General features: G+C 68.3%; 26 protein-coding genes. 2 read left to right on the top strand and 24 right to left on the bottom strand.

The window, feature by feature from the left end; all coding sequences use genetic code 11:
• Positions 1-2: 2 nt before the first annotated feature.
• The 17 genes from NQ152_RS12360 to NQ152_RS12280 form a co-directional block, all read right to left on the bottom strand.
• On the bottom strand, positions 3-1,736 hold the full coding sequence (locus tag NQ152_RS12360) for a thiamine pyrophosphate-requiring protein (protein ID WP_257524196.1): 1,734 nt from the start codon (positions 1,734-1,736) through the stop codon (positions 3-5).
• Positions 1,737-1,739: 3 nt separating this feature from the next.
• The gene (locus NQ152_RS12355) at positions 1,740-3,230 is read right to left on the bottom strand and encodes an aldehyde dehydrogenase family protein (RefSeq protein ID WP_257524195.1); all 1,491 of its coding nucleotides are present in this window, start codon (positions 3,228-3,230) and stop codon (positions 1,740-1,742) included.
• A gap of 44 nt (positions 3,231-3,274) precedes the next feature.
• A complete protein-coding gene (locus tag NQ152_RS12350; RefSeq protein WP_257524194.1) occupies positions 3,275-4,069 on the bottom strand; it encodes an ABC transporter ATP-binding protein in 795 nt (264 codons plus the stop codon).
• A 9-nt stretch (positions 4,070-4,078) separates the two neighbouring features.
• The gene (locus tag NQ152_RS12345; RefSeq protein ID WP_257524193.1) at positions 4,079-4,915 is read right to left on the bottom strand and encodes an ABC transporter permease; all 837 of its coding nucleotides are present in this window, start codon (positions 4,913-4,915) and stop codon (positions 4,079-4,081) included.
• On the bottom strand, positions 4,912-5,724 hold the full coding sequence (locus tag NQ152_RS12340) for an ABC transporter permease (protein WP_257524190.1): 813 nt from the start codon (positions 5,722-5,724) through the stop codon (positions 4,912-4,914). The genes NQ152_RS12345 and NQ152_RS12340 overlap by 4 nt, the downstream gene beginning before the upstream one ends.
• Positions 5,725-5,768: 44 nt before the next feature.
• Positions 5,769-6,806, bottom strand: coding sequence for an ABC transporter substrate-binding protein (locus tag NQ152_RS12335; RefSeq protein WP_257524189.1), 1,038 nt, complete (start codon positions 6,804-6,806; stop codon positions 5,769-5,771).
• 61 nt (positions 6,807-6,867) lie between these two features.
• Positions 6,868-7,890 carry an amidohydrolase family protein gene (locus tag NQ152_RS12330; RefSeq protein WP_257524188.1) on the bottom strand — a complete coding sequence of 341 codons (1,023 nt, stop codon included), beginning with the start codon at positions 7,888-7,890 and terminating at the stop codon, positions 6,868-6,870.
• 152 nt (positions 7,891-8,042) lie between these two features.
• The gene (locus tag NQ152_RS12325) at positions 8,043-8,771 is read right to left on the bottom strand and encodes an IclR family transcriptional regulator (RefSeq protein ID WP_257524187.1); all 729 of its coding nucleotides are present in this window, start codon (positions 8,769-8,771) and stop codon (positions 8,043-8,045) included.
• Positions 8,772-8,830: 59 nt separating this feature from the next.
• On the bottom strand, positions 8,831-9,685 hold the full coding sequence (locus NQ152_RS12320; protein WP_257524186.1) for a TIGR03620 family F420-dependent LLM class oxidoreductase: 855 nt from the start codon (positions 9,683-9,685) through the stop codon (positions 8,831-8,833).
• A gap of 78 nt (positions 9,686-9,763) precedes the next feature.
• A complete protein-coding gene (locus tag NQ152_RS12315; RefSeq protein WP_257524185.1) occupies positions 9,764-9,940 on the bottom strand; it encodes a hypothetical protein in 177 nt (58 codons plus the stop codon).
• A 544-nt stretch (positions 9,941-10,484) separates the two neighbouring features.
• A complete protein-coding gene (locus NQ152_RS12310; RefSeq protein ID WP_257524184.1) occupies positions 10,485-11,216 on the bottom strand; it encodes a tyrosine-protein phosphatase in 732 nt (243 codons plus the stop codon).
• Positions 11,217-11,269: 53 nt separating this feature from the next.
• Positions 11,270-12,034 (bottom strand): ABC transporter permease, encoded by a 765-nt coding sequence (locus NQ152_RS12305; protein WP_257524183.1) that lies wholly within the window; start codon positions 12,032-12,034, stop codon positions 11,270-11,272.
• Complete coding sequence (locus NQ152_RS12300; RefSeq protein ID WP_257524182.1) at positions 12,031-12,846, bottom strand: ABC transporter ATP-binding protein; 816 nt, start codon at positions 12,844-12,846, stop codon at positions 12,031-12,033. The genes NQ152_RS12305 and NQ152_RS12300 overlap by 4 nt, the downstream gene beginning before the upstream one ends.
• Entirely contained in the window at positions 12,843-13,211 is a 369-nt protein-coding gene (locus NQ152_RS12295; protein WP_257524181.1) for a DUF1048 domain-containing protein, read from the bottom strand. Before NQ152_RS12295 ends, NQ152_RS12300 begins: the two co-directional genes overlap by 4 nt.
• Position 13,212: 1 nt before the next feature.
• Positions 13,213-13,542, bottom strand: coding sequence for a PadR family transcriptional regulator (locus NQ152_RS12290; protein ID WP_257503214.1), 330 nt, complete (start codon positions 13,540-13,542; stop codon positions 13,213-13,215).
• 348 nt (positions 13,543-13,890) lie between these two features.
• Positions 13,891-15,000, bottom strand: a complete 1,110-nt coding sequence (locus NQ152_RS12285; RefSeq protein ID WP_257524180.1) for an NAD(P)-dependent alcohol dehydrogenase — start codon at positions 14,998-15,000, stop codon at positions 13,891-13,893.
• A gap of 127 nt (positions 15,001-15,127) precedes the next feature.
• Positions 15,128-15,949: an alpha/beta fold hydrolase gene (locus NQ152_RS12280; protein ID WP_257524179.1), complete on the bottom strand. Its 822-nt coding sequence runs from the start codon at positions 15,947-15,949 to the stop codon at positions 15,128-15,130.
• Positions 15,950-16,189: 240 nt separating this feature from the next.
• Between NQ152_RS12280 and NQ152_RS17275 the strand changes: the two genes are divergently transcribed.
• Positions 16,190-16,849: a response regulator transcription factor gene (locus tag NQ152_RS17275; protein ID WP_257503211.1), complete on the top strand. Its 660-nt coding sequence runs from the start codon at positions 16,190-16,192 to the stop codon at positions 16,847-16,849.
• A 126-nt stretch (positions 16,850-16,975) separates the two neighbouring features.
• On the opposite strand, the gene NQ152_RS17270 is transcribed toward NQ152_RS17275, so the two are convergent.
• The 4 genes from NQ152_RS17270 to NQ152_RS12255 form a co-directional block, all read right to left on the bottom strand.
• On the bottom strand, positions 16,976-18,028 hold the full coding sequence (locus NQ152_RS17270; RefSeq protein WP_257503210.1) for a PAS domain S-box protein: 1,053 nt from the start codon (positions 18,026-18,028) through the stop codon (positions 16,976-16,978).
• Positions 18,029-18,098: 70 nt separating this feature from the next.
• Positions 18,099-19,028, bottom strand: coding sequence for an LLM class flavin-dependent oxidoreductase (locus NQ152_RS12265; RefSeq protein ID WP_257524178.1), 930 nt, complete (start codon positions 19,026-19,028; stop codon positions 18,099-18,101).
• On the bottom strand, positions 19,025-19,285 hold the full coding sequence (locus NQ152_RS12260; protein ID WP_257524177.1) for a BBE domain-containing protein: 261 nt from the start codon (positions 19,283-19,285) through the stop codon (positions 19,025-19,027). The genes NQ152_RS12265 and NQ152_RS12260 overlap by 4 nt, the downstream gene beginning before the upstream one ends.
• Positions 19,282-20,928, bottom strand: coding sequence for an FAD-binding oxidoreductase (locus tag NQ152_RS12255; RefSeq protein ID WP_257524176.1), 1,647 nt, complete (start codon positions 20,926-20,928; stop codon positions 19,282-19,284). Before NQ152_RS12255 ends, NQ152_RS12260 begins: the two co-directional genes overlap by 4 nt.
• 78 nt (positions 20,929-21,006) lie before the next feature.
• Here NQ152_RS12255 and NQ152_RS12250 point away from each other — a divergent pair, with 78 nt between their 5' ends.
• Positions 21,007-21,678, top strand: coding sequence for an NADPH-dependent F420 reductase (locus NQ152_RS12250; protein ID WP_257524174.1), 672 nt, complete (start codon positions 21,007-21,009; stop codon positions 21,676-21,678).
• Between the two features lie 46 nt (positions 21,679-21,724).
• Here NQ152_RS12250 and NQ152_RS12245 read toward each other — a convergent pair whose 3' ends face one another.
• The 3 genes from NQ152_RS12245 to NQ152_RS12235 all read right to left on the bottom strand — a co-directional run bounded on the left by NQ152_RS12245 (position 21,725) and on the right by NQ152_RS12235 (position 25,748).
• A complete protein-coding gene (locus NQ152_RS12245; RefSeq protein ID WP_257524173.1) occupies positions 21,725-22,252 on the bottom strand; it encodes a MarR family winged helix-turn-helix transcriptional regulator in 528 nt (175 codons plus the stop codon).
• 112 nt (positions 22,253-22,364) lie between these two features.
• The gene (locus tag NQ152_RS12240; RefSeq protein WP_257524172.1) at positions 22,365-23,540 is read right to left on the bottom strand and encodes an alcohol dehydrogenase catalytic domain-containing protein; all 1,176 of its coding nucleotides are present in this window, start codon (positions 23,538-23,540) and stop codon (positions 22,365-22,367) included.
• Between the two features lie 165 nt (positions 23,541-23,705).
• Positions 23,706-25,748, bottom strand: coding sequence for a VWA domain-containing protein (locus tag NQ152_RS12235; RefSeq protein ID WP_257524171.1), 2,043 nt, complete (start codon positions 25,746-25,748; stop codon positions 23,706-23,708).
• Between the last annotated feature and the right edge of the window lie 10 nt (positions 25,749-25,758).

The raw sequence follows: 25,758 nt of genomic DNA, 5'->3' as shown, positions 1-25,758 counted from the left end.
CCCTACAGCGCGTCTTCCTGCTGCCGGGAGATGGGTTCGAGGCGCACGGAGATCACGGCGGGCACGCCCTCCGCCACCTTCGCCAGACCCGTCTGCAGCGCGTCGTGGAGTGCGTGGAACTCGGTCACGGTCTCTCCCCAGGCGTTGCCCGCAGCAGCCGCGATCGCCGGGAAGTCCGCGCTCTGCTGCAGATTGACCCAGTACCGGTCGTTCCGGTCGGCGGACTGGCCGGCGTGCTGGCGCGTCAGATTGCGCTTCGTGGCATTCCAGCCCCCGTTGTCCAGCACCACGGTCAGCACGGGGATGCCGTAGCGCTCCGCGACCCAGTAGGTCGATGACGGCACGCTGAAGAAGAAGGTCCCGTCACCGACGATGCTGACCACCGTCCGGTCGGGGTTGGCGAGCTTCACGCCGAGCGCTCCCCCGCCGGACCACCCCAGGGAGGTGCCGCGGTTACCGAAGACGGTTCCGGCCTCGCGTCTGGGCAGGTGCTTCCAGACGGTGGGCGCCTCGGAGATGGCCTCGTTCAGGACGATCGTGTTGTGGTCGATCAGCCCCGCGAGCACGTGCGACACACTGGCCGGAGTGAGCCGGCCCGCCGCCAGATCTGCGTGGACGGCGTCATGCCAGCGCTCCCGCATTTCTCGGCCGCGGACGGCGGCCGATTCCGTGCGTTGCCGCGCACGTGGATCGACCTCTGGTGCGGAGGGCAGGCGTGCGAGGATCTGATCCAGCACCACACCGCTGTCCGCGCGGATGAAGCGGTCCGCCGGCACGTACCAGAGCGGGATGGATTGCTGCAGGGGATCCTCGTTGATCACGAAGACCTTGCTGCCGGCACGTGGTCGGCCGGATCCGGCCAGCCACGGCGCATCGGTGTCGATTGCGACGATGAGGTCCGCGTCGGCGATCACCGGGTGCGGATCGTCGCCCAGGTGCAGGAGGTGATCGTAGGGGAAGCTCAGCACCTCGGCGTTGTACTCCACCACCGGCACGCCGAGCCGCTCCGCGACATCGACCAGCTTGGCCACCGAGGTCTGGGACCGACCGAGATAGGTCGTCACGATCACCGGAGTTCGCGAGGCCTGAAGGTCGCGGATCAGCTCGTCCACCAGATCGTGCGGCGCGGGCACGGGCGCGATGGCCGTCCACTGCTGGGGCATGACCTCGGGGCGGGGCACCTCCTCTGCCAGAACCTCTCGGGCGCCCGTCAGGTACACGGGACCGGCGGGTGCGCTGGCAGCGATCTGCAGAGCACGGTGGACCAGCTGGGGCACGTTCCTGCCGGTGCGGATGTCGTAGTTCCACTTGACGTACTGACGCACCAGCGCGTGCTGGTCGGGAGCGTCCTGCAGGTGGTTGATGTGGGTGTTGCGGGATCCGGGGAGTTCGCCCTCGAGGGTGAAGGGTGTCAGGCCGGCGAAGATGAAGACGGGCACCCGGGCGCGGGCAGCGTTGTGCACGGCACCGCCCAGGTTGGCCGTGCCCACGTCCGTGTGGATGAACACCGCCTGGGGTTCACCTGTCGCTGCCGCGTAGCCGTGCGCGGCACTCAGCGCGGTGTACTCGTGCGGGCAGATCACCACGGCCGGCGCCTCGATCCCTCGTTCCCGGTCCGCCGCGAGCGCCTCGATGATGGCGGGATGGTCACTGCCGAAGTTCGCGAAGAGGTATCTGACGCCGGCCTCGCGCAGCGTTTCCAGAAGCAGGGCGGCCGTCGACGGCAGTTGCGCCACCGCCTAGCCGTCCGTTTCGGGAAACGACTGGACATCGACACTGTGGAACTGGAGGTACTCGTCGATGCCGTGCGGCGATCCCTCCCACCCGATACCGCTCTGCTTCCACCCGCCGAAGGGGATCTGCCGGACACCGGTGTGACTGAACAGATGGTTGTTGATGATCGTCATTCCCGCCTCGATGCGCGAGGCCACGACCAGGGCACGATCCGTCGAGCGCGACCACACCGAGGAGCACAGCCCGTACTCGGTGTCGTTGGCCATCGCGATCGCCTCCTCTTCGTTGTCGTAAGCGATCACCGGCAGGATCGGCCCGAACTGCTCTTCGCGCACGATCTCGTCGTCTGCCTGCGCGTCCAGCACCAGGGCGGGCAGCACGAAGTAGCCGTTCTCCCACGTCTCGGGGTTCACCTTGCTGCCCAGCACGCGGACGTCGCGGCCCTGGGCGATGGTGCTCTCCAGCAGGTCCCGGATCTTCGTCAGCTGTCCTTCGTTGTTCACCGGCCCCATGCTGGAGCGTTCGTCCAGAGCATCACCGACCGTGATGCCGTTCACCCGCTCGACCAGCAGGCGACGGAACTCCTCGGCGTGCGTCCGGGGCACGTAGATCCGCTTGACCGCGAAACACACCTGCCCGGCGCGACGGAACGCCGACTCGACGATTCGCTCGACACTGACCTGGAGGTCGGCGTCATCCAGCACGATCGCGGGGTCGTTCCCCCCGAGCTCGAAATGGACGCCTTTGAGCGAATCGGCGGCCTGGCGCATGATGTGGCGCGCGGTCTCGCCACCGCCCGTGAAGGACACCTTGCGGACGTCGCGGTGTCCGGTGAGAGTACTGCCCACCTCGCCTCCGCCGTTGACCACGTTGACCACCCCGGGCGGCAGGATCGACGCGGCGATTCTGCCGATCGTGGTGACCCCGAGCGGAGCGAACGGCGAGGGCTTCAGCACTATGGAGTTCCCCGCCGCCAGCGCCGGCGCGATCTTGTTGGCGGTCAGGATCAGCGGCGCATTCCACGGGACGATGCACGCCACGACGCCGTAGGGCACTTTCTGGATGCGCACGAACTGCCCTGGCGCGTCCGACGGGTGATCCTGCGGGGCAAGCTTGTCCGCCAGGCCTTCGCCCACCTCGCGGAAGGCATTGGCCGCACCGATCAGTTCGCGGCGGATGATCGCGCGGACACTGCCGTTCTCGCGCGCCACCAGGGTCGCCAGCTCCTCCGCGTGTGCGTCGATCTCGTCTCCGACCCGGGCAAGCAGCGCAATGCGCTCCGCCACCGCCGTGGCTGCCCACGCGGCGGACGCGCCCACCGCTGCCGCGACCGCGTCATCAACCTGATCGACCGTCCCGTCCACGACCGTGCCGACGATCTCGTCACGCCTCCCGGGATTGCGCACCTCGATCAGACGTTCGCCGGGCACGTCCCGGCCGTCGATGACCTGATCCAGATGAGTGACCCGGATCGCGTCGGACACTGTTGATCCCATTGTCGTGTTCCTGTTCTTCAGTCGATCGGAGCTGAGGCGTGCGTTCATGCACCGTGCGGCATGACCAGCGAGAGCAGGTGGCTGCGGAGTGCGAGGAACTGGTCGCTGGAGCGCGTCTCGACCTGCGAGCGGTGTTCCCCCAGAGGGACATCCACGACCTCTTTGACGACGCTCGGGTTCTTGGAGAGCACGACGATCCGGTCGCTGAGGTAGATCGCCTCGTCGATGTCGTGCGTGACGAGGACCAGCGTGATCCCCAGTTCGCGACGAACCTTGAGGATGAGATCCTCCAGGTCGAAGCGCGTCTGCGCGTCGACGGACGCGAATGGCTCGTCCATGAGCAGCAGCTCCGGGCGGTAGGACAGCGCGCGGGCGATCGCCACGCGCTGCTGCATTCCGCCGGACAGTTCCCATGGGTACTTCTTCTCGACATGGCCCAGGCCGACACTGGCCAATGCCTCGCTGACGCGGACCGCTCGCTCCGCTTTCGGCATCCCGCGGGCCGCGAGGGGGAGCGCAACGTTCCTTCCGTTCGTGTACCACGGGTACAGCGAGCGGCTGTAGTCCTGGAAGACGAGTCCGAGCTGGTCGGGCACGTTCGTCAGCCGCTGTCCCTCGAAGGTGACGGTGCCGGCGCTGGGGGCGGCGAGTCCGGAGATGCAGCGCAGAAGCGTGGTCTTGCCGGCCCCGCTCGGCCCGACGATGCAGACGAACTCGCCCTTGTTCACTTCGAAGGACACGTCGTCGATGGCCATGTTGGCCTGCTCGGTGCCTTCGTTGTAGATCTTGCGCAGATGGTCGACCGAGAGCACGGTCTCGGTCGTGGTGAGGGTGGTCATGAGGACTCCTTATGATCCGCCGAGCGCGCGCGACCGGTAATACCAGCGCAGCGAGAGCCGCTCGATGAGCACGAACAGGTAATTGAGCAGCGTGCCGATCAACGCGAGCACGATGATTCCGGTCCACATCTTCTTGATGGCGAACTCCGCCTGGGATTGCAGGATGAAGTAGCCGATGCCGGATCGCGCCGCGACCATTTCGCTGACCACCATCAGGATGATGCCGACGGTGAGGCTCGCCCGCAGTCCGGCGGCGATCTGCGGTGCCGCACCCGGCAGCACCAGCCAGCGATAGGTGCGCCATCCGCCGAGCCGCAGCGCCTTGGCCGTGTCGAACTTCACGATGTCGATGCCGCGCATGCCGTCGAGCGTGTTCAGCAGGGTCGGCCAGATGGACCCCAGGGCGATCAACGCGACCTGCCGCATATCGCCGATACCGAAGATCGCGATCATCGCGGGCAGCAGCGCGGGTGCCGGCAGCACGTACAGGAAGTAGATGATCGGGTTGACCGCGATGCGCAGGTACTTCAGGCGCCAGAGCAGCGATCCTCCCACGATGCCGATCAGGACGCCGATCACGTAGCCGAACAGAAGGTTCCGCAGGCTGGAGACCGCGTTGGTCCACGCACCGAAGACCACCCATTGGTTCCACGTCTCGACCAGGATGTCAGGGAGCGGCGGGAAGAACGGCGACCGGCTCGTCGCGGAGAAGATCCACCAGAGCGCGATCAGGAGCAGGGGCAGCCAGAGCGCCGTGACGATGCGGAAGAGGCGGCCGAGATGCCTGGACGCTTTCGCAGGTCGGCGACGCGTGGTGGGCACGACGCTCGTGGTGAGCCGAGTCATGCGCTCGCCACCTTGTTCGATGCCCGGATGTTGCGCTGAGACTCGTGCCAATGCATGACTTTGCGCTCCATGAGGAAGAAGGCGCCGGTCAGCGCGATGCCCAGCAGACCGGCGACGATGATGTAGGCGTACATCGTGGGGTACGCGCTGGTGCCGGTGTTCTGGGCCAGCAGGATGTTGCGTCCGATGCCCTCAGCGCCACCGACGATCTCGGCGACGACGGCCAGGATGAGCGCCTGGGCGGACGCGATGCGCATACCGGTCACGAGATATGGTGACGCGCTCGGGATGACGACGGTGAAGAACCGGCGCACACCGCCCAAGCCGAGCGCCTTGGAGGTGTCCAGCACGATCGGATCCATCGAACGGACTCCGTAGATGACCTGGATGACGAAGGGCCAGAACGCGGCGAAGCAGATCAGGAAGATCTTCATCTGCAGGCTGGAGCCGGCCACGAGGATGACGATCGGCAGGATGGCGATCGCCGGGATCGCCTTGAAGATCTCGATGACCGGCGCCGCGCTGCGTTGCGCGAACTCGTTGAAAGCGAGCGCCGTGCCGACGATGAGACCGAGCGTGATCGTGATGACCATCCCGATCACCCACCCGATCAGGGTCGCACCGACGGCGCTCCACAGCCGCGCCGATGTGAGCTCCGTCCACAGGGCGGCGAGTGAGTCCGTCATCGTGGGGAACTCGGTGGGGCTGACCACGCCGGTCACCGTCACCAGCTGCCAGAACAGGAGCACGATGAGGACGGTCAGCGAAGGCAGGACCCATGCGACCCAACTGCGTGCTGTCGTGCTCATCGTGCTCCTCATGTTCTGGTCAGCTCGGGGATGTCGGTGCCGGCTCAGCCCTTTTCGAGAGCGCCCGGCCACACCAGGGTGGACACGTCAAGCGTTTCGATGGCCGACTTCGCCGCGGCATCCTCGCTGTACTTGAGGAGGAACTCCCTGGCCGTCTCGAAAGCCTTCAGGTTGACCTGCGGAACGCCGCCGATGTTCCAGCGCGCCGCGGCGGCCTGCTCGGGAGTGAGGCCGAGACCGGGGATCAGAGCCTTGCGCGCCGCATCCGGGTCCGCGGTGGCCGCTTCGATGGATTCCACCATGGCGTCGGAGAAGGCCTTGACGGTATTCGGGTTCTGATCGATGAACGCCTGCGACGTGTTGAAGAATGTCGTGGCCGTGTCCTGGAACATCACCCGGTTGTTGTACTCGAGGGGCACCCCGCCGGCCTTCATCGCGTCCTCCGCGAACGGCCACTGCATCACGGCGGCGTCGACGTCGCCGTTCTCCAGCGCCGCGGCCATCTGCCCGAACGGGAGCTGTACCAGCTCGATCGACTTGGGGTCGATCCCCGCCTCGTCGGCGAGCGCCCACGCGGTCAGCGTGTTGTGCGACGACAAACCGACGGTCGCCAGCTTCTTGCCCTCCATCCCGGCGAAATCGGTGATCCCCGACGCCGCCGAGGCGATCGTCACGGTGCCCTCGTCGTCCGGCCGGACCTGGCCTTCGATCGTGGATATGGTGCGGATCGGAATGCCGTTCGCGTTCGCCGTGAGCACGTGCACCACGGTGGCGAAACCGAGATCGTAGGTGCCGCTCGCGATGCCGGACACGATAGCGGCGACGTCGGTCTGGGGGACGATCTCCAGTTCGAGCCCGTGGTCTTCGAAGATGCCCGACTCCATGCCGTAGTACATCGGCGCGAACTGGGACGACGGGTTGATCGCGATCGTCAGGCTGGCCTTCTCGGGTGCACCGTCGCCGCTGTCCTCGGACTGACCGCCCGGTGCCGGGGCCGGGGAGGATGAGCAGGCGGCGAGGAGGGTGGCAGCGAGCGCGACCGCGGTGAGACCGCCGAGCCGACGTGTGGTGAGGAACTTCATTGTGGCCTCGTTTCTGATGGGGTGTGAGTGGAACGGATGTTGCAGGTCCTGGAGCTGCGCATCACAGGCCCAGGAGCTTGGTGACGTTGCCGTGGTAGATCGCTTCGCGATCGGCATCCGAGAGAATGTCCATCTCCTGCAGATTCCCGATCGTCGCCCGGATGTAGCCGGGCCCCTTCTCGGGGTCGAAGGGCGAGTCGGAACCGAACAGGGTGTGATCGACGCCGAAGAACTTTATCGCCGTCCGCATCGCGTCGCCCGCCCCGAAGTAGGCGGTGTCGACGTAGAAGTTCTTGAAGTAGTCGATGGGCCGCTTGGTCAACGGGTACCCGGTGACGTCCTCGACCTGGTCGGCGGGCGTGCGTGCGCCGAGCTGGTCCCATCCCGGTCCGACCCGACCCGCGAAATGCGGGATCATGGCGCCGCCGTGGTGGATCAGGAACTTGATCTCCGGCAGACGCTCGAAGATGCCGGCGAAGACGAGCCGCGACATGAACGCCGACAGGTCGTACTCCCATCCCAGGGTCCACCAGATCTCGAACTTCGACCGCTCCTCGGTCTTGTAGTCCGACCAACTGGAGTCGCGGCACGGGTGCACCTGGATCATCTTGTTGCCGCGCTTGGCGACCGCCTCGTAGAAGGGGAAGAACCGCTCCTGGTCCATCGGACCACCGTGGTGATGCGTGTAGATCTGCACCCCGACGGCACCCAGATCGTCGAACGCGCGCTCCGCCTCGGCGATCGCCGCGTCGACGTCGTCCAACGACACGGCCGCGCAGAACCCCGCGAAGCGGTCCGGATGGTCGCGGACGATCTCCGCCATGCCGTCATTGGCGACTCGAGCGAGTTCGACTGTCCGCTCGACAGGTCCGAGGTCCTCGAGGGGCGGCGCAGCGGTGTTGATGATCTGCCGGTAGTCCGAGCCGAACTCGTCCATCACCCGGAATCGCACGTCCAGGTCCACGAGCGCGGGGATGTTGCTGACCCGTTTCTGGATGTTGCGGGCGACCGGGCTGTCATCGATCGCGAACAGACGCTTGGCATACTCGCGCGGCAGCAGGTGGCAGAAGGCATCGGTCTTCATCGGCAGAGTTCCCTTCGGAGACCGCCTCGGCGCGGCCTCGCTGTGTCCACGAGCAAACCGGCCACCGCCCCGGAGGGGAACAGGATATGCCGCGCTATTCTGCTCTGCAGAATCACCGGCACAGCTCGGGGGCCACCCGTCGTCGGGACCGCCTAGAGATCCGCCCGGATCCGCGCGGCGCACTCGCGCAACTCGATGACGACCTCGCGCACGCGCGCGACCGGAAGCCGGTCGCTGGGGGCCGACATCGCCACTGCAGCGATCGTGCGTCCCAGGCGGTCGCGCAGCGGGACGGCGACCGCGCTCAGCCCCGTCACACTCTCCCCCCGGTTCACGGCGTAGCCCCGCATCATCACGATCGGCAGCTCCTCGAGCAGTTGGGTGAAGGTCTTCGTGCGCGGCGTGAGCTTCTTCAACCTGCCCGGGTACAGTTCCCGCAGCGCTTCGCGGGACAGCTCGGCCAGCAGCACCTTGCCCCCGGAGACCGCATAGGCCGGCAGCAGGGTTCCGGTCAGGACATGGGTGCGCACCCGCTGGTCGCTTTCGAAGCCGGCCACGAAGCGGATCGACTGGCCCTCGAGGACCATCAGGTTCACCGTCTCCCCCAGTCGGCCGGCCAGAGCCTTGACGTGCTCCTCCCCCGCCGCTCGAAGATCCAGCGCACTCGTGCTGTGCACCCCCAGTTCGATCAGAGTCGAGCCGGCGCGGTATCCCTTCGTGACCCGGTCCTGGGTCAGAAAACCGCTCGCCGCCAGCGTGGTCATCAGTCGGTGCGCCGTGGACGGGGCGATCCCCAGCTCGCGCGCCGTGTCCGTCACGCGCAGCTCCGGGCGTCGCCGCAGAAGCAGCAGGATATTCAGCGCGTGATCGACCGATTCCACGCGGTACCGTGGCCGATCGCCATCACCGATCATCGCGGCGGGCCCCCTGCCCTGCTCGTTTAGCGCAGACCGAGCTCGCCGGCCAGCGATGTCAGGGCGGCCATCGGCTCGTCCTGGGCGGGCAGCATCTGAACACAGACGTGGTCGGCTCCGGCATCCAGGTGGGAATGCACGGCTGCCGCAAGAACCGCCGGGGCGCCGTGGGGCACGAGGGCGTCGACCGCTTCGTCGGTCGCCCCGTCATCCAGGTCCGCCGCAGTGAATCCGTGGCTCTCCAGGGTGCGGCGGTAGTTCGACAGCGAGAGATAGCGGGACAGGAACGTGCGCGCCGCCGCGCGGGCCGCCTCGACATCGGTGTTCGCGATGAGTCGCTGCTCGGGTGCGACCAGGGCGTCGGGTCCGACGATCCCGCGCGCGAACCGCGTGTGCGTCGCGGTCGTCATGTAGGGATGGGTGCCGGCGGAGCGGGCCGCCGCGAGCTCCAGCGTCCGGGGCCCCAGTGCCGAGATCACGCGCCGGTCGACGGGCACGCCTTCCGCGTCGAGGGTGTCCAGGTACGCCACCAGCGCCGCATAGGGCTTCTGGTACCGGTCCCCGAGTGCCTCGCGGTGACCGATACCGATCCCCAGCGTGAACCTGCCCGGGTGCGCTTTCTCGAGCCGGTGGAAGGATGCCGCGACCTCGACGGCGGGCGACTTCCAGATGTTGACGATGCCCGTGGCGATCCTGAGGTGGCCGGTCGCGTCGAGCAGCGTTTCCGCCAAGGCGAGGTCCGCATCCGGAGAGCCGCCGATCCACACCGTGCCGTAGCCGAGCCGCTCGATGGCGGCGGCCAGCTCCGGCGTGAGCAGCGGGCCGCTACGCCAGACTCCGACTCGACCGTACGTTCGTTCCGTGGGCGAAGACGTTGTCATGAGGACTCCAGGGTCAGAAGGCGGAGACCCGGGAGTGGGCCCCGCTCGACCGTACCAACCGGTCGGCCCCCGCTCTCATCACTCCGAGGGAGCCTGCTCGTCCTCTTCGGGTTCGAAGGTGGACGGTTCCCCCGTGACGCCGACGCCCACGCCGTCGGGTGAGTTGGGGATGGTTCCATCCTCACCGAGACCGTCCGGCTTGCGGGTGGCCTCGTTGTCTTCGGCGTTCGAGGCGTTCTCGAGATCGCGGTCCATGTCATCGTCTCCCTCTGTCGGGCAGAGAAGCCCTGGATCTCAACCGTACGCAGGAGGCGCGGGTTTCTGTGAGCGGTTGACAAGCGAAGTGACGGATGCTGGTCGGCAGGTCCCGCGCGGCACGCAGGTCGCTCGCTCCGGCGCGCCGCCCGCGCTGGGCACCTACACCGAGGGCGCGGGGTGCCCGTATGTGAAGAAGCTCGACGACTCGATCTCGAGGTGCTCCGCCGCCTCATCGCGATCGCGTGGTCACGCGCCGACGACCCGGAACCGGCCGCGTAACCGCACCCAGCCCAGCCCGCTCCGTCCCGCGCCGCCGGCCGCCCCTGCCCCGCCGCGCCGCACCCGACCGGGCCCGCCCACTGGCCCGCCCCGCCAGGCCCGGCCCGGCCCTGCGCGGGCGCGCCGCTCCTGCTCGCCCGTCACGAATCGCGGCGAGCCCCGGCGTGTCGTGACAGGCGAGCGGACGACGCGGACGACGCGAATGGAGCGGACGGAGCGGACGCCGCGGACGAAGGGGACGGTGCGGTCGGCGGGCTTCCGGTCATCGTCGGTCCAGGCTCGCGTGCAGCCGCCTGACGACGACGTCGTCGACGCCGATCTCGATCAGGTAGGCGCGCAGGCCGCCCCGTTCCTCCTCCACGATCCGCAGCGCGTCCCGCAGCGCGGAGGCCGGGGACCCGGCGAGCACCTCGAACAGCTGGTCGGTGAACGACACCCCGAACCGGCGGGCCTTGCGCACCATCTGGTCCGTCCAGGCACCGGCGAGATTGGATGCGCTCGATTCGAAATCCGCCGTCACGGTATCGGCGTCCACGCCGAGCGCGAGGAGGATCAGCGCGATGACGATCCCGGTGCGGTCCTTGCCGGCGGTGCAGTGGACGACCACCGGTCCGTCGGCGTCGGCGATCGCCCGGATGGCGGCACCGACCTGCGCGCCCTCCTGGAGGAGGATCGTCCGATACACCGCGGCGAGGGTGATCGTCGCCGGATCGATCCGGCCGCCGACTCCCCGGATCGGGATGGAGAGATACTCCGCCCCGACACCGCGGAGGCGGTCCCTGCCGGTCAGCCGCCGGTCGAGCCGTGATCTCAGGTCGATGACCCGGCTGATCCGCATGCCCGCAAGCTGACGGCGTCCGGCCGCGGTGAGCCGGTGCAGCGCATCCGAGCGGTAGAGCCGGCCCTCACGCAGCAGACCCGGCGACACTTGGCGGAAGTTGAACGTCCCGTCGACGCTCAGCCGCGTCGGCCTCGGCATCCGATCGGGGATCACACCTGCACCCTATCCGGCCGCCTGCGGGATGCGACCGCAGCCGGCCGCGGCGGCTAGCGGATCCTGCGCCGGTAGATCGCCATCGCGGCGAGGTACGCGACGATCAGGATGCCGAGGCACCACGCGATCGCCACCCAGATGCCTGCGCCGACCGGCTGTCCGGCGAAGATGTCCCGGATGGCGTCGACGATGGGCGTGACCGGCTGGTTCTCAGCGAACCATGCGACCGGAGCAGGCATCGTGTCGGTGGGGACGAAGGCCGAGCTGATGAACGGCAGGAAGATCAGCGGATACGAGAATGCGCTCGCGCCGTCCACGGTCTTGGCGGAGAGCCCCGCGATCACCGCGATCCAGGTGAGCGCCAGGGTGAACAGGATCAGGATTCCGGCGACCGCGAGCCAGCCCAGCACGCTCGTTCCGGTGCGGAACCCGAGCAGGAGAGCGACGCCGACGACGATCGCCAGCGAGACGAGGTTGGCCACCAGCGACGTCAGCACGTGAGCCCACAGCGAACTGGATCGTGCGACCGGCATGGACTGGAAGCGCTCGAAGATGCCGCCCTGCAGGTCCAGGAACAGACGATAGGCCGTGTATGCGATCCCCGAGGCGATCGTGATCAGCAGGATGCCGGGCAGCATGTAGTCGATGTACGAGGACGATCCGGTGTCTATCGCGCCGCCGAAGACGAAGACGAACAGCAGCATGAGGGCCACCGGGGTGACCGCGGTCGTGACGATCGTGTCGGGGCTGCGCAGGATGTGGCGCAGCGACCGCCCCGTCAGGACGGTGGTGTCGCCGATGAAGTGGCTGGTGGTCATGATGGCTCCTTCCCGATCGAGCCCGGACCACGGACTGCGTCGGCTCCGACGCCGGCTCCGTCCGGGGCTGTCAAGGTGAGGAATACCTCCTCGAGGCTCGGCTGCTTCTCGACGTACTCGACCTTCGCCGGCGGCAGCAGTCGCTTCAGCTCAGCGAGCGTGCCGTTCACCAGAATCCGTCCCTCGTGCAGGATCGCGATGCGATCGGCGAGCTGCTCGGCCTCGTCGAGGTACTGCGTGGTCAGCAGGACGGTGGTTCCCCTGCGGGCGAGCTGCCGCACCGTCTGCCAGACCTCGATGCGCGCCTGGGGGTCCAGTCCCGTGGTGGGCTCGTCGAGGAAGATGACCTTCGGGTCTCCGATGAGACTCATCGCGATATCGAGTCGGCGCCGCATGCCCCCCGAGTACGTCGCGGCTTTCCGGCTGCCGGCGTCGGCCAGCGAGAATCGCGTGAGCAGGTCATCGGCGATCCTGCCGGGTGTCTTCAGGTGTCGTAACCGCGCGACGAGGATGAGGTTCTCGCGTCCGGTCAGAACCTCATCGACGGCCGCGAACTGCCCGGTGAGGCTGATCGACTCCCGCACGCTCTGAGGTCGCGTCGCGACATCGAACCCGTTCACGTGTGCGGAGCCCGCGTCCGCAGCGAGCAGGGTGGACAGAATGCGCACGATCGTCGTCTTGCCTGCGCCGTTCGAGCCGAGGAGGGCGAAGATGGCACCGGGCTGCACGTCGAAGTCGACGCCGCGCAGCACGTGCACGTCCTTGAACGACTTCTGCAGACCCGTCACCCGGATCGCAGGTTCCTGGGTCATTTCCGTTGCGCTCCCTCCGCATCATCGATCGCCTTGGTCAGGCGGCCGCGTTCCTTGTCGAGCCATTGCTTGCCTGCGTACGCCTGCGCGAAGGCCTCGGCGAATTCGACCGGGTCGTCGCCCACGATGTCCCGCACCGGCGTGCCGTCGACGGCCGCGCGCTCCCACAGGTCCGCGAGATCGCCGAGCATCATCACGAGCGTGTCGCCGTCGGTGATGCCGCCGGCGACCAACAGGTAGCGGTGCATCGCCTTGGCCGCCGCGGCATACGGCTCAGCGAGGCCCTCGATCCGGGCTTTGTCCTGCCGGTATTTCTTCTTCTGCTCCAGTGAGCCGGTCAAGGTCTCGATCCACTTGGCGACCATGTCATTTCTCTCCTTCGTGGAGCTGTTCGATCCGTCCTGCGAGGAAGCTCCATGTCCTCCAGAACTCGTCCAGCTGGCGGCGCCCGTGCGCGTTGATCGAGTACACCTTGCGCGGGGGTCCCTTTTCGGAGGGGACCTTCTCGACGTCCACGAATCCGCGTTGCTCGATGCGAACGAGCAACGCGTAGATCGTTCCTTCGACCAGCTCCGTGAAGCCCTGCTCGCGAAGCCGCGCCGTGATCTCGTATCCGTACGCGGGGCGCACCGCCAGGATGGCGAGCACGATGCCTTCGAGGGTGCCTTTGAGCATCTCCGTCATCTGGCTGCCCATCGCGGACCGTCCCATCTACTCTGTGTCGCTGGGTACCAGTAGACAGTAACACTGACTACCGGTAGATAGCAACACTTATTACCGGCGGTGGTGAGCCGGATCGGATTGCGGCGTTGCCGATCCCCGCGACGGCGCACCGTATCGCGACCACTCTTCGAAGGGCTGCGACGGCCGCGCCCCGGTCGGGGCTGCGCGATGCTCGCACCCAGCTCCGCACCCCACCCACGCGCTCGCTCCGGCTAGCGTCCGGCACGCCGGCGCGCACCCCGTCCCGCGGCATCCGTGCGCCGGGCGGACGTGCGCCGACCTGCACCGCACCGCCCGACCGAGGATCCTCGCTGCGGCGGGCTAGGCGAAAGTGAGCACCGGCTTGACGACCGCGCCGGACTCGCTGTCGTGGAACGCCTGAGCGATCTGCCCGAACGGGTAGGACCGGATGAGCTTGTCGAACGGGAACTCCCCCGCCAGGTAGAGCTCGATCAGCTCGGGGATGAACAGCTGCGGGATCGCCCCGCCCTCCACGACCGCCGTGACCCGAATGGCGCGGGCCACCGCGAGCGCGAGGTTGACCGGAGCGTTCGCCTCCGGGTTGGCCGCCGCGAGCAGGATCGCGTGACCACGGTGCCCCAGCGACTGGAACATCGCATCCACGACACCCGCGTTGCCCGTCGTGTCGATGGCGTAGTCGACCCCGGACCCGCTGATCCTCGCCAGAGTGTCGACGGTGTCCTCGGAGCGAGGATTGACGGTGTGCGTGGCCCCCAGCTCGCGCGCCAGTTCGAGCCGCTCATCCACCATGTCGACCGCGACGATGGTTCGCACACGAGCGACCCGCGCCGCCATCAGCGCGGACATGCCGACCGCCCCGGCGCCGAACACGACGAGCGTGCTGTCCGTTCTGGGCTGGAGCACGTTCAGCACGGTGCCGGCCCCGGTCTGCACCCCACAGCCGAGGGGCGCGAGGATCTCCAGCGGTACGTCCGCGCGGACCTTCACGACGCCGCGCGCCGGCACGTTCGCGTGGGTGGCGAACGCGGACTGACCGAAGAAGTGCGAATTGACCGGTTCCCCTGCCTCATCCGTCAGAGACGTGGTCTGATCGGGGCGCCCTCCGGCGAAGTTCTGGTCGTACGAGTCCGCGCAGAAGGAGGGGCGGCCGCTCAGGCAGTCCACGCAGACGCCGCAGCTGGCGACCGTGAGTACGACGTGATCGCCCGGTGCGAGATGCGTGATGCCGTCGCCGACGCGCTCGATCACCCCCGCACCCTCATGACCCAGGACGATGGGGAACGTCGTGGGGATCCACCCGTCCCGGACAGCCATGTCGGTGTGGCAGACGCCCGTCGCGACCATGCGCACCTGCACCTCACCGGCTCGCGGATCATCCAGAGTCAGCTGCTCGAGCTCGAACTCGTCATGAAGCCCGCGCGTGACGGCTGCGGTGATCGATGAGGACAACGGGGTCCATCCTTTCGTTTGGGCAGCCCGACGCCGCGAGTGAGTTCCGGTGACACTCGTGCCAACACTGGACGAAGCCGCTCTCCATCCTGCCCCGGTCTTCGTCGGCGGGGCAAGAAGAAGGGAGTCAGTCCCTGATGAACCTCAGCAGATCCTCATCGAGCTCCTTCTGATACTCGCCCCAGATGCCGTGCGAGGCGCCCTCATACTCCTTGAGCGTTCCGTCTCGGACCAGCGTGATGGCTTTTCGGGCGGCGTCGTGGATCGGAACGATCTGGTCCTCTGTGCCGTGCGCGATGAAGATGGGCACGGCGAGCATCTTCAGGTCCTCGGTCAGATCGGTTTCCGAGAACGCCTTCACACACTCGTACGCCGCCGTGAGACCAGCCATCTGGCTCTGCCGCCAGAAGTCGTACACGAGTCCCTTGGATTCGGTCACACCGGGCCGGTTGAATCCGTAGAACGGCAGAGCCAGCTCGAACCAGAATTGGGATCGATCGGCGAGGATGCTGGCGCGGATCTGGTCGAACGCCTCGATGGGGGTGCCTTCGGGATTGGCTTCCGACTTGACCATGATCGGCGGAATCGCCCCTGCGGTGAACACCTTGCGCACTCGCCCGTCGGCGTACTTCGCGGCGAACCGGACCGCCTCACCGCCACCGGTGGAATGACCGACGGCGACGGCGTCCTGCAGGTCCAGCGCCGTCGCCAGCTCGCCGAGGTCGCGCGCGTAGGTCTCGATGTCGTTGCCGGTGGAGGTCTGCATGGACCGGCCGTGCCCCCGCCGATCGTGTGCGATCGCGCGGAACCCGGCGTCGGTGACGACCTTGAGCTCGAGCTGCCAGGCATCCGAGCTCAACGGCCAGCCGTGGCTGAAGATGACCGGGCGTCCGCTGCCCTGGTCGGTGTAGTAGATCTGCGTCCCGTCGGACGTGGTGAAGTACGGCATTGTCGTTTCCTTTCTGGGGTCTTTCGATGGATGAGCGGTGGTGGCGAATCGTCGGTCACCCCACCGCGACCGCGTCGGCTGCTTCGGCGATGAGGTCGCTCATGCCCACACTTTCGCGGTTCCCTCCCCGCCCGACAATGGCGGTGCCACCACACCTCGGCGCGGGCAAACCCCACAGTTTTCGCCGCCCGATCCCGACCAGAACGACCACCGATCGCCGCCGTCTCATATGATGCGCGGGTGGGGACCCCGATCAGCGTGGTTGTCGGCGAAGATCAGCCGCTGGTGCGCGAAGGCATCGTGCGCATCCTCGAGCACTCCGGGTTCGAGGTTGTGGGTACTGCCGTCGATGCGCCCGAACTGATCGGCCTGGCCCGGGCACTGCGGCCGGCGGTGGTCCTCACCGACATTCAGATGCCCCCCGATTTCAGCGACGACGGTCTTCGCGCGGCGCTCGAACTGCGGCGGTCCGATCCGGGCATCGGGGTGGTCCTGTTGACCCAATTCCTGGACGGGCAATATGCCGAAGACCTGCTCTCGGAGCGCGCGGACGGCGTCGGGTACCTGCTGAAGGAGAAGCTGGCGAGCCCTGATCTGCTGACGGATGCGTTGCGACGCGTGGCGGCCGGCGGCACCGCGCTGGATCCCGATGTCGTGGCCAGCCTGGTCAACCGGCGACGCGCGGGGCAACCGTTGGACAAGCTGACTCCGCGTGAACGAGACGTTCTCGCCCTCATGGCGCAGGGGCATTCCAACGCACGGATCGCCGAACTGCTGTTCGTGACCGTGGCCGGTGTCGAGCGCCACATCACGGGCATCTTCGCCAAGCTCGATCTTCCGCAGAATGCTCCCACGCAGCACCGGAGGGTGCTTGCCGTGCTCAGGTTCCTGCGGAGCTGAACACACCGGACAGGTCGACGGCGACCCGCCGGAACCCGGCATCGTCGTCGACGATCAGAACGCGGGGTGGCGGCGGCTCAGCACGCCCTCCGCGGGGGGACGGACGATGGGCGAACCCCACAGTCCTCACCCCGTGGGCAACCGGATGACAACCGCCGTTCCGGCTCCCCGCGGAGAGTCGATCCGAACCGAGCCGCCGATCGCCGCGACGCGATCGACCACGCCGACCAGGCCGGTGCCCTCCGAATCGAACGTCGCGCCACCGACACCGTCATCGCGGACCTGGAGTACGAGATCTTCGCCCTCCTCGGCCAGAGCGACCGTGATGCGTGATGCGTGAGCGTGCTTGACCGCATTGGTCAGCAGTTCCGACACGACGAAGTAGCCGCAGCTTTCCACGAGGGCATCGAAGCGCCGCACCAGCGCATCCTCGATGTGGACCGGGACCTCGCTCCTGGCCGCGACTGCAGACAGGGCCGCGCTCAGTCCCCGGCTCGTCAGGATCGCCGGATGGATGCCCGCCGCCAGCGATCTGAGCTCATCGATCGCGGCCTGAGCGTCGGCGGCCGCGCGCTCGATCAGCCCGCGCTGGCCGTCCAGGCCGGCGGGCAGGTTCTCGAGCGCAAGGCGCAGGCCGATCAGCAGGCTGACGAGCCGCTGCTGCGCGCCGTCGTGCAGATCCCGGACCAGCCGGCGCCGGACCGCGAATGTGGCGTCCAGGATACGGCGCTGCGCCTCCCGAGCGTGGACCTCGCGAATCACGGAGGCGTCGCGCTCGCGAGCTGCATGCTCGTTCTCCCGCCGTTCTGTCGTATCGCTGAACGCCAGCACGGCCCCGCGTCCTGACGGGAGGTCGATGGGCGCGGACCACCAGGCGATCGGGAACATCGTCCCGTCCCTGCGCGTGAACCATTCCTCGTCACCGTGGACGGTGGTGCCGCGTTCCCGGGGAACCAGCATCGGGCAGTCCGCCGCCCGGTAGGCGGAACCGTCCCGATGCTGGTAGTGGACCGTCTCGTGACTCTGTCGGCCGAGGAGTTCCTCGGCCTCCGCATAGCCCAGTACAGCGACGGCGGCCGGGTTGGCGAACAAGATGTATCCGTCGTGGTCCACGACCCACACCGGTTGGGGCACGTCTGCGAGCACCTTCGCGAGGAATTGCTGAGCTCCAGACTCCACGGGGGCACGCTAACAGCGAATGAGCCGGCCGGGAACGGATTCGCGGGTGCGGATCGCGACGCGGGAATCGTCAGGACGGCACGCTCGAGGTTGGATGCCGCGGGACGCGCCGTTCCCGCTCGATCGCTTCGCGGACGGCGGGTGCGACGTCCTGACCGAATCGCTGCAGAAGCACGGGGTCGTCGCCGCCGATGATGAACGCGCTGATTCCGTCGGCGAGCGCAAGTTCGGTCAGCTGGTCGGTCCACTCGCGCGCAGTGCCCTGCAACAGTCCTCGGCCGGCGGGCGACATCCCGACCCGCATGAAGTTCATCAGGCGCCGCACGTCCCGCGGGGATCTGCCGGCCCGAAGCGCGCTGTCGTCGATCCGCGCGTTGCCGGCCGCGATCCCGGCGCGCCCACCGTCGACGTACTCGATGGTCGGAAGCCAGCCGTCCGCGACCGCGCCGGTCAGCGTCAGCATGCGCAGCTTGTATGCCCCGACCCAGACGGGGATGGGGTGGGCCGGCCGGGGGCCGCGCTGGCCGTTCACGACGGGATAGTACGCACCGTCGCGGGTGAGCGGCTCGTCCATGTTCGCCCACGAGTCGCGGATGAGACCGATCGCCTCGCGCAGCGCGTCGACACCCTGCCCGGGTGTCAGCGTGCGCCCGCCCATCCGCGCAATCCCATCCCAGAACGCCCCCGCGCCGATCCCCAGTGCGAAGCGACCCTTGGAGAGCACGTCCAGGGTCGCGGCGGCGCGGGCCAATTCCAGCGGCGGCCGCAGCGGAAGGCTTGCCACGTTGGCGGCGAGGTGGATGCGGCGGGTCCGTGAAGCCACGAAGGCGAGCAGCGTCGAGGTGTCGAGGAACGACTGCTGGTAGGGGTGGTCCTGGAACGTCGCAAGGTCCAGACCCGCCTGCTCCGCGGCGATCGCCATGTCGACGGCGTGGTTCGCCGGCTGCGAGGTCGGCGTGATGAACGCACCGAAGCGGAGATCGTGCCCGTAGTCGGTCATGCTGCACTCCCTGACGCCGCGTCCGCGGCGACGGACGGGGCGTCCTCGGCGGCCGGCGCGATGTTGAAGTTGTCACGGAAGAGATTCGTCGGGTCGTACCTGCGCTTGAGGGAGCGAAGGCGATCCAGGACGGGAGGAGGGAACGCCTCGTCGAGCCGCTCCGGGCTGCGATCGGTCTCGAAGCTCAGATACAGGCCGTCGAAGTGGTGACCCAGCTCGCGCCATCGTGCCGACAGCCGGTCATCGCTGGAACTCATCGCCGCGACCTGAAAGGCCGGTGACCGGTGCGAGAAGGCGGTCTCGTGCGGGGAGACGTCGGCGATCGCCCCCCCATGGTGCGCAGCTCGAAGAAGTAGACCAGACCGCTGCGCAGCAACTCGGCCGCGTCGCGCGCGAACTCGCCGGTGAGCGAGGGAAGGAACGCCGACCGCGAGACGGGCTCGCCGAATCCATGCTGGCCCTCCGGCCCGACCTCGGCCGCATTGCCCATCACGCCGGCGTAGGGGGTCATGACCACGTGCTGCCGCACGAGCATCCCCAGCTCGGTGAACGGCATGAGCCGATCCACGACGACGTCCGGGTCGGGGTCGTCCACGACGCCGTACAGGGATATGACGAACTGATCCGCTTCACGCGGCCGGCCGGTGACCAGGAAGACCGTCGTATCGCGGGGCGCGTCGGCGGCGATCTGCCCGAAGCGCCGCAGGGACGCCTCCAGGTCGTCGGTGACCAGGCTGAGCTGGGCCCACCCGACCTCGCCGACCTCGGATGCTTCGAACTCGAATGCCGTGGCGATGCCGAAGTTCGCGCCGGCGCCGCGGACTGCCCAGAACAGATCGCTGTTCTCGGTCTCGGTGGCGCGGACCGGCGTGCCGTCGGCCAGCACGAGCTCCACTGCCCGGAGGCGGTCGATGGTGAGGCCGTGCTTGCGCGAGAGCAGCCCGATCCCGCCCGCTGTCGCGAGCCCGCCGACTCCCACGCCGCCGTAATCCCCGGACCCCAGCGCCCAGCCGTGCGGCGAGAGCGTCTGCGCCACGCGCTGCCACGTCGCGCCCGGTCCGAGGCGCACCCGCCGGGTCCGGCGATCGATGATCTGGATCGCGTCCAGTCCCCCGACGTCGATGATCAGGCCGCCACGGTTCGTCGAGCGGCCGCTGATGCCGTGACCGGCGCTGCGGATGCCGAGCGCGACGCCGGTGTGCTCGCGCGCGAACGCGACCGCGTCGACCACTTCGGCCACTGTCTGAGGACGCAGAACCAGGCCCGGAGCCCCACCGCGCAGGTAGGTCGATGAGACACTGGCGTAGGCGTCGTCGCCGGGCTCCACAGCCGTCGGAGCCAAAGACGCCGGGACGGCGTCGTAGTCGATTCCGGGCACGCGGGCCGCCAAGGACTCCGCGGACCGGGGGGCCGGTGGCGAAGGAACGTCGCGCAGCTGTTCGGCGAGAGCGACCGCTCTATCGAGATCGGCCGCGTTCTCGACGGGGAGGATCGGGATGCCGCGTACGGCCAGTGCCCTCAGTCCAGCCGCGTCCGGTCGCGGTGGCGCGACCACCCAGGCGGTGGCGCTGCTCAGCACGCGCCCCGGCGCCAGCGACTCCAGACTCTGTTCGGCCTTGGTGGTCACGGATCTGAGCTCCGTCACCGCGAACGCCGGTGTGCTCGCTCCGAATGCGGCACCGGGGGCGGCGGCGGGCACGATGCCCACGCGCAGTCGTTCGGTGCGCGCGGCGATCCACGCCGCGATCGTCCAGGGACTCCATGGCTCGCCCGCGTCTTCGTGGCGCGCTGATCGGCGCACCACGGCGACGCCGACCCCGCGTCGATCGGCCTCCAGCGCCAACTCCATCAGATCGTCGGGATGCCGCCGACCCGCCTCCAGCAGAATGCCCAGTTCCATGAGAACCCCTCACCGCAATGCATCGATTGCAGTACAAACCGTATGCTCTACATATTATTCCCATCGCGAGGAGTCGAGATGAGTGGGGCAGGCGCCGCCACGCCACGCCCGGTCGTGGGGATTCTGGGGTTCGGCAAGCTGGGCATGGTGTTGGCGCGATCGGCCGAGCACGCTGGGCACCGCGTCCTCGCCGCAGCATCCGGTGATCCCATCCGCCTCCGGATGATGCGGGACGCTCTGACACCCGGCGTCGAGATCGGCTGGGCGCAGGAGGTCGCCGAGCGTGCGGACATCGTGATCCTGGCGCTGCCGTTCTCCGCGTACCGCGAACTGCCGGCGACGGCGGTGGCGGGCAAGGTCGTCGTGGACGCGACCAACCACTGGCCCGAGGTCGACGGACCCAGGGAGCTCTACGCCACAGCCGCCGACTCGACGAGCGAAGTCCTGCAGCGGGAACTGCCCGCCTCGATCATCGTCAAAGCCTTCAACCACATCGGCTACCACGACCTGGAACCGCCGCGCTGGCCGGTGGGCGACCCGCGCCGGACGGCGATCGCCATCGCCGGCGATGACCGACAGGCGACGGCGGCGGTGGCGGTGCTGGTTCAGGCGATGGGGTTCGCACCGCTCGAGGTCGGCCGCCTTGCCGGCGGGAGAGTGCTCGAACCCGGGTCACGAGCCTTCGGAGCATCCCTCCCCGAGCGGGATCTCCGCCGCCTCCTGGCGATGCCTCCCGGGCCGGCAGGATGACCCACGCCGCGCGCCAGCCGGTCTTCCCCCCGGCGATCGCACCGGCTCAGCGGACGGTCGCGCCCTCTCCGGCGGGTTCTGCAAGAACGTCGCGGACCGCCAGGCACGGATCGAGCTGAGGCTGGGCGGAGTGGATCGACATGGCGAGATTCCCCGCCTGCCGCAGGAATTCCGCGCGCACGCTGTCGTCGACACTGTCGAAGACGGCGTCCTCGGCTGTGCGCACCTCACGCTCCGCCCGCTCCAGCGCCATCCTGCCGTCGTCGGTGATCACGATCCGCCGGACCCGGCGGTCGGAGGGGTCGACCCGGCGCTCGACGAGGCCCGCGTCGACGAGCGCGTCGATGACATACGGCATCACCGTCTTGTCGATGCTGAGGTGGCGGGCCAGCCCACTCTGCGTCGGAGGATCGTTGTGGCCCACCACGGAGAGAATCTGGAACCCGCGCAGGCCGTGCGGTATGCCGTCCACGGCGGCTGCCACGTGCTGATGCCAGTCGCGCAGGATCACGCCGAGCACCCACCCGAGGTCGGCGCCGGGAGTCGCCGCGGCCAGCGCAGTCGCGTCCGTCATGGCACGATCGTACGCCACCGATTGCCGGTCATATCGTTTGCGCAGCATCCGATCAGCTCCCGCTGCGCTCATTCCCGATCCGGAGGGTTCCGCTTCTGCCTGCGGACCCGAATCAGGGCCGCAGCACGACTTTGATGCAGCCGTCTTCCTTCTTCTGGAAGATCTCGTACAGCGCGGGGGCCTCCTCCAGCGGCCGCTCGTGCGTGGTCAGATCCATGACTCCCAGCGGGTCGGCCGGGTCCTCCACGAGCGGGACCAGATCATCCATCCACCTCTTCACGTTGCACTGTCCCATCCGCAGGGTGACCTGCTTGTCGAACATCGTCTTCATGGGGAGGATGTCCGCTTCGCCCGCGTAGACGCCGCTGATCGAGACCGTTCCGCCGCGCCGGACGACATCGATCGACGCGTGCAGCGCCGCCAGCCGGTCCACGCCCGCGTTCTCCATCAGCACTCGCGCCGCCGGATCCGGGAGCAGCCCGATCGCGTCCTGCGCGATCTTGACGCCGGTGTTGCCGTGCGCTTCCATTCCCACGGCGTCGACCACCGAGTCCACGCCGCGGCCGTCGGTCAGATCGCGCAGCTCCTGGACCGTGTCGTCGGTCAGCTCGAACACCTCGGCGCCGTGACGCGCCGCCATCTCGCGTCGGTCCGCTTCGGGGTCCACGGCGAGCACGCGGTATCCGAGGTACACACCGACGCGAGCCACGAACTGCCCGACCGGGCCGAGGCCCATCACGGCAAGGGTGCCACCGGCGGGCACGTCGGCGTACTGCACGCCCTGCCAGGCGGTGGGCAGGATGTCGCTGAGGAACAGGTAGCGCTGGTCGGGCAGCTCGCTGCCGATGGGAATGTGGTTGTAATCGGCCAGCGGCACCCGCAGGTACTCCGCCTGCCCTCCCGGTATCTGGCCGTAGAGCTTCGTGTACCCGAAGAGCGCGGCGCCGCTCCCGTATTTCCTGACCTGGGTGGTCTCGCACTGCGACTGGAGGCCGTGCGTGCACATGAAGCACAGCCCGCACGAGATGTTGAAGGGGACCACGACACGGTCACCCACCGCCAGGCGCGTGATCTCACTGCCGACGGCGACGACCTCTCCCATGGACTCATGGCCGAGGATGTCGCCGGGATCGATGAACGGCCCGAACAGCTCGTAGAGATGAAGGTCGGATCCGCAGATGGCGGTTGACGTGATCTTGACGATCGCATCGGTCCCGTATTCGATCCGCGGATCTTCGACATCGTCGACGCTGACCTTGCGCTTGCCCTGCCAGGTGAGTGCTCGCATGATCGCCTTTCCGGGTGTACTCGGGCGAGTCGGACCCACCGTCCACGTTGACGCTCGATCCGGCTTGGCGCGACCCCTTGCCTTTCCGCGGAGCCGAGGCGAGAATCGCGGGCGCGGGCGTCGGGCCTCATCGGCCGGGGCGTGGCGGATCGGTCTCCCGCCCGGTCACCACCAGGATCTGCCGCGGAGCAGATCCCCGAAGTCCTCGGGCGAACCTCGTCCGGTATCGCGGGAGCCGAGATAGCTCTCCACGACGGCTCGTCCGAGATCGTCGAGCTCGGGCGCGACCACCTGTCCGCCCACCCGACGCGCGAGAGCGTCGATGAACCGCGCGAGGCCGGGGTCATCCCCCAGTCGGAAGAACGTCGTCTGAGCGCCGAGGCGTCGCGCCATGTCCAGTTCGCGCACGGTGAGGGCCACCGTGCGCTGTCCGGGCGGGTAGCCGAAGTGCACCGAGCCGTTCGGGTCCAGGTGCGACGTCGGCTCACCGTCGGTGACGATGAGCAGCACGGGCTGGGCGGTGGGGTTGCGCCGGAAGTGCCGCTGGGCCAGAAGCAGCGCATGGTGAAGGTTCGTGCCCTTGTCCCAGACCGCGTCCTTCGCGGTCAGCTGTTCGATGTCGATCACCTCCGCCTCCCGGGCGAAGGCGATCAGCTGCAGGCTGTCGCCGCGGAAGCGGCTGGAGATGAGCTGGTGCAGGGCCAGCGCGGTGCGCTTCATCGGCACCCATCGTCCGTCCATCGCCATGGAGAACGAGGTGTCCACGAGCAGCGCGACGGCAGCCTGCGTACGTCCCTCCGTTTCGACCACCTCGACGTCGCGCGTCTCCAGCCGCACTCCGGTCGACGCGTCCCCGCCGTCGGTGACCGTCCGCAGCACGGCGTTGGACACCGTGCGCGGGATGTCCCACGGCTCGGTGTCGCCGAACGCCCATTCCCGGGTGGAGCCGGTGCGGTCGCCGGCCGCGCCGACATTGCGCGTCTCGCGAGCCCCGCTCCGTCCAGACTGACGGGTGGCGATGTCGCGCAACAGGGCACGGCCGAGCTGACGCATGGCGCGCGGTGTGAGGCGCAGCGCTCCATCCGAGGCGCGACGCAGCATCCCGGATTCGTTCAGCTCCCGTTCCAGGTCGCGCAGGGCGCGCGCGCTGACGGCGGCATCCTCACCGACGAGGCGGGCGAGCGCGTCCACGTCGATGTCGTCCATGCGGGCGCCGGGGTAAGACTGGCCCAGTTGATCCGACAGGGAATCCAGATCGGCGAGCTCCTGCATGATCCCGGTGGCTTCGCCGAGGCCGGCGGCCTCATCGCCCGAGAAGGATGCCGAACCGTCCCAATCCTGGCTGGGCCTGAGGGAACGCAGATTCTCGTCCAGGCGCGCCAGCGACTGCATGAGATCCGGCGACCCGAACGCCTGGGCGGCCAGGTCCATCAGTTCTTCACGCTGCTCCGGAGTCATCGAGTTGAGCATCCGCTGCGCGGCGGCCGACCGCTCCGCGAGGCCATCCATCAACTCGTCCAGGTTCTGCGGGTTCTCCGGAAAGTACTCGCCGTGCTTGCGCATGAACTCGTCGAAGTCCTCTGCGGTGTCGTCCCCGAGCCGGCGCTTTTCGAGCAGGTCGTTGAGGTCGCCGAGCATCCGGCGGATCGCTTCGCGGTCGGCGTCGGTGGCGCTCTGCAGGGCGTCCTTCATGCCCGCGAACCGCTGGTCCAGCAGTTCGCGGCCGAGCAGCTCTTTGATCCGCTCGTAGTCGGAGCGCGCGGCGGGACTGCGCCACTGGTAGTCGGACAGTTCGTTCACCGCCGCCGCGGTGCTGGGCGGCAGGTTCTCCAGCCGCATCTCGGCGAAGGATCGGGCGTCATCGTCCATCTCGACGTCGCGGACGAGGTGCTTGCGCTCTTCGAGCACGGCGTGGTCCAGGAGCTGTCGCACTTCGTCCAGTGTTCCGTCCAGCCGATGGCGGCGCACCAATTCTGCGCGGCGCTCGCGAGCGCGCCGGGCCAGGTCGTCAAGACCCTGCTGGTCGCGGCTGCCGCGGCGCAGGTACTCGCGCATCGCGCGTTCGGCCGACGTGCCGGACATCACATCGTGCCCGATCGCCTCGAGTGCCTCCTGCACGGGGACCGGCGGGGCAAGCGGGTCCGGCCCGCCGGAGTAGCGTCCGTACCGGTTGGTCTGCGCCGGCGCGCGGTGGAATCCGCGCCCCATCAGCGTCGGC

Source organism: Microbacterium sp. zg.B48, assembly GCF_024623505.1.
In the GTDB taxonomy this organism is placed as follows: domain Bacteria; phylum Actinomycetota; class Actinomycetes; order Actinomycetales; family Microbacteriaceae; genus Microbacterium.
This window is presented reverse-complemented; position numbering and strand designations above follow the sequence as displayed.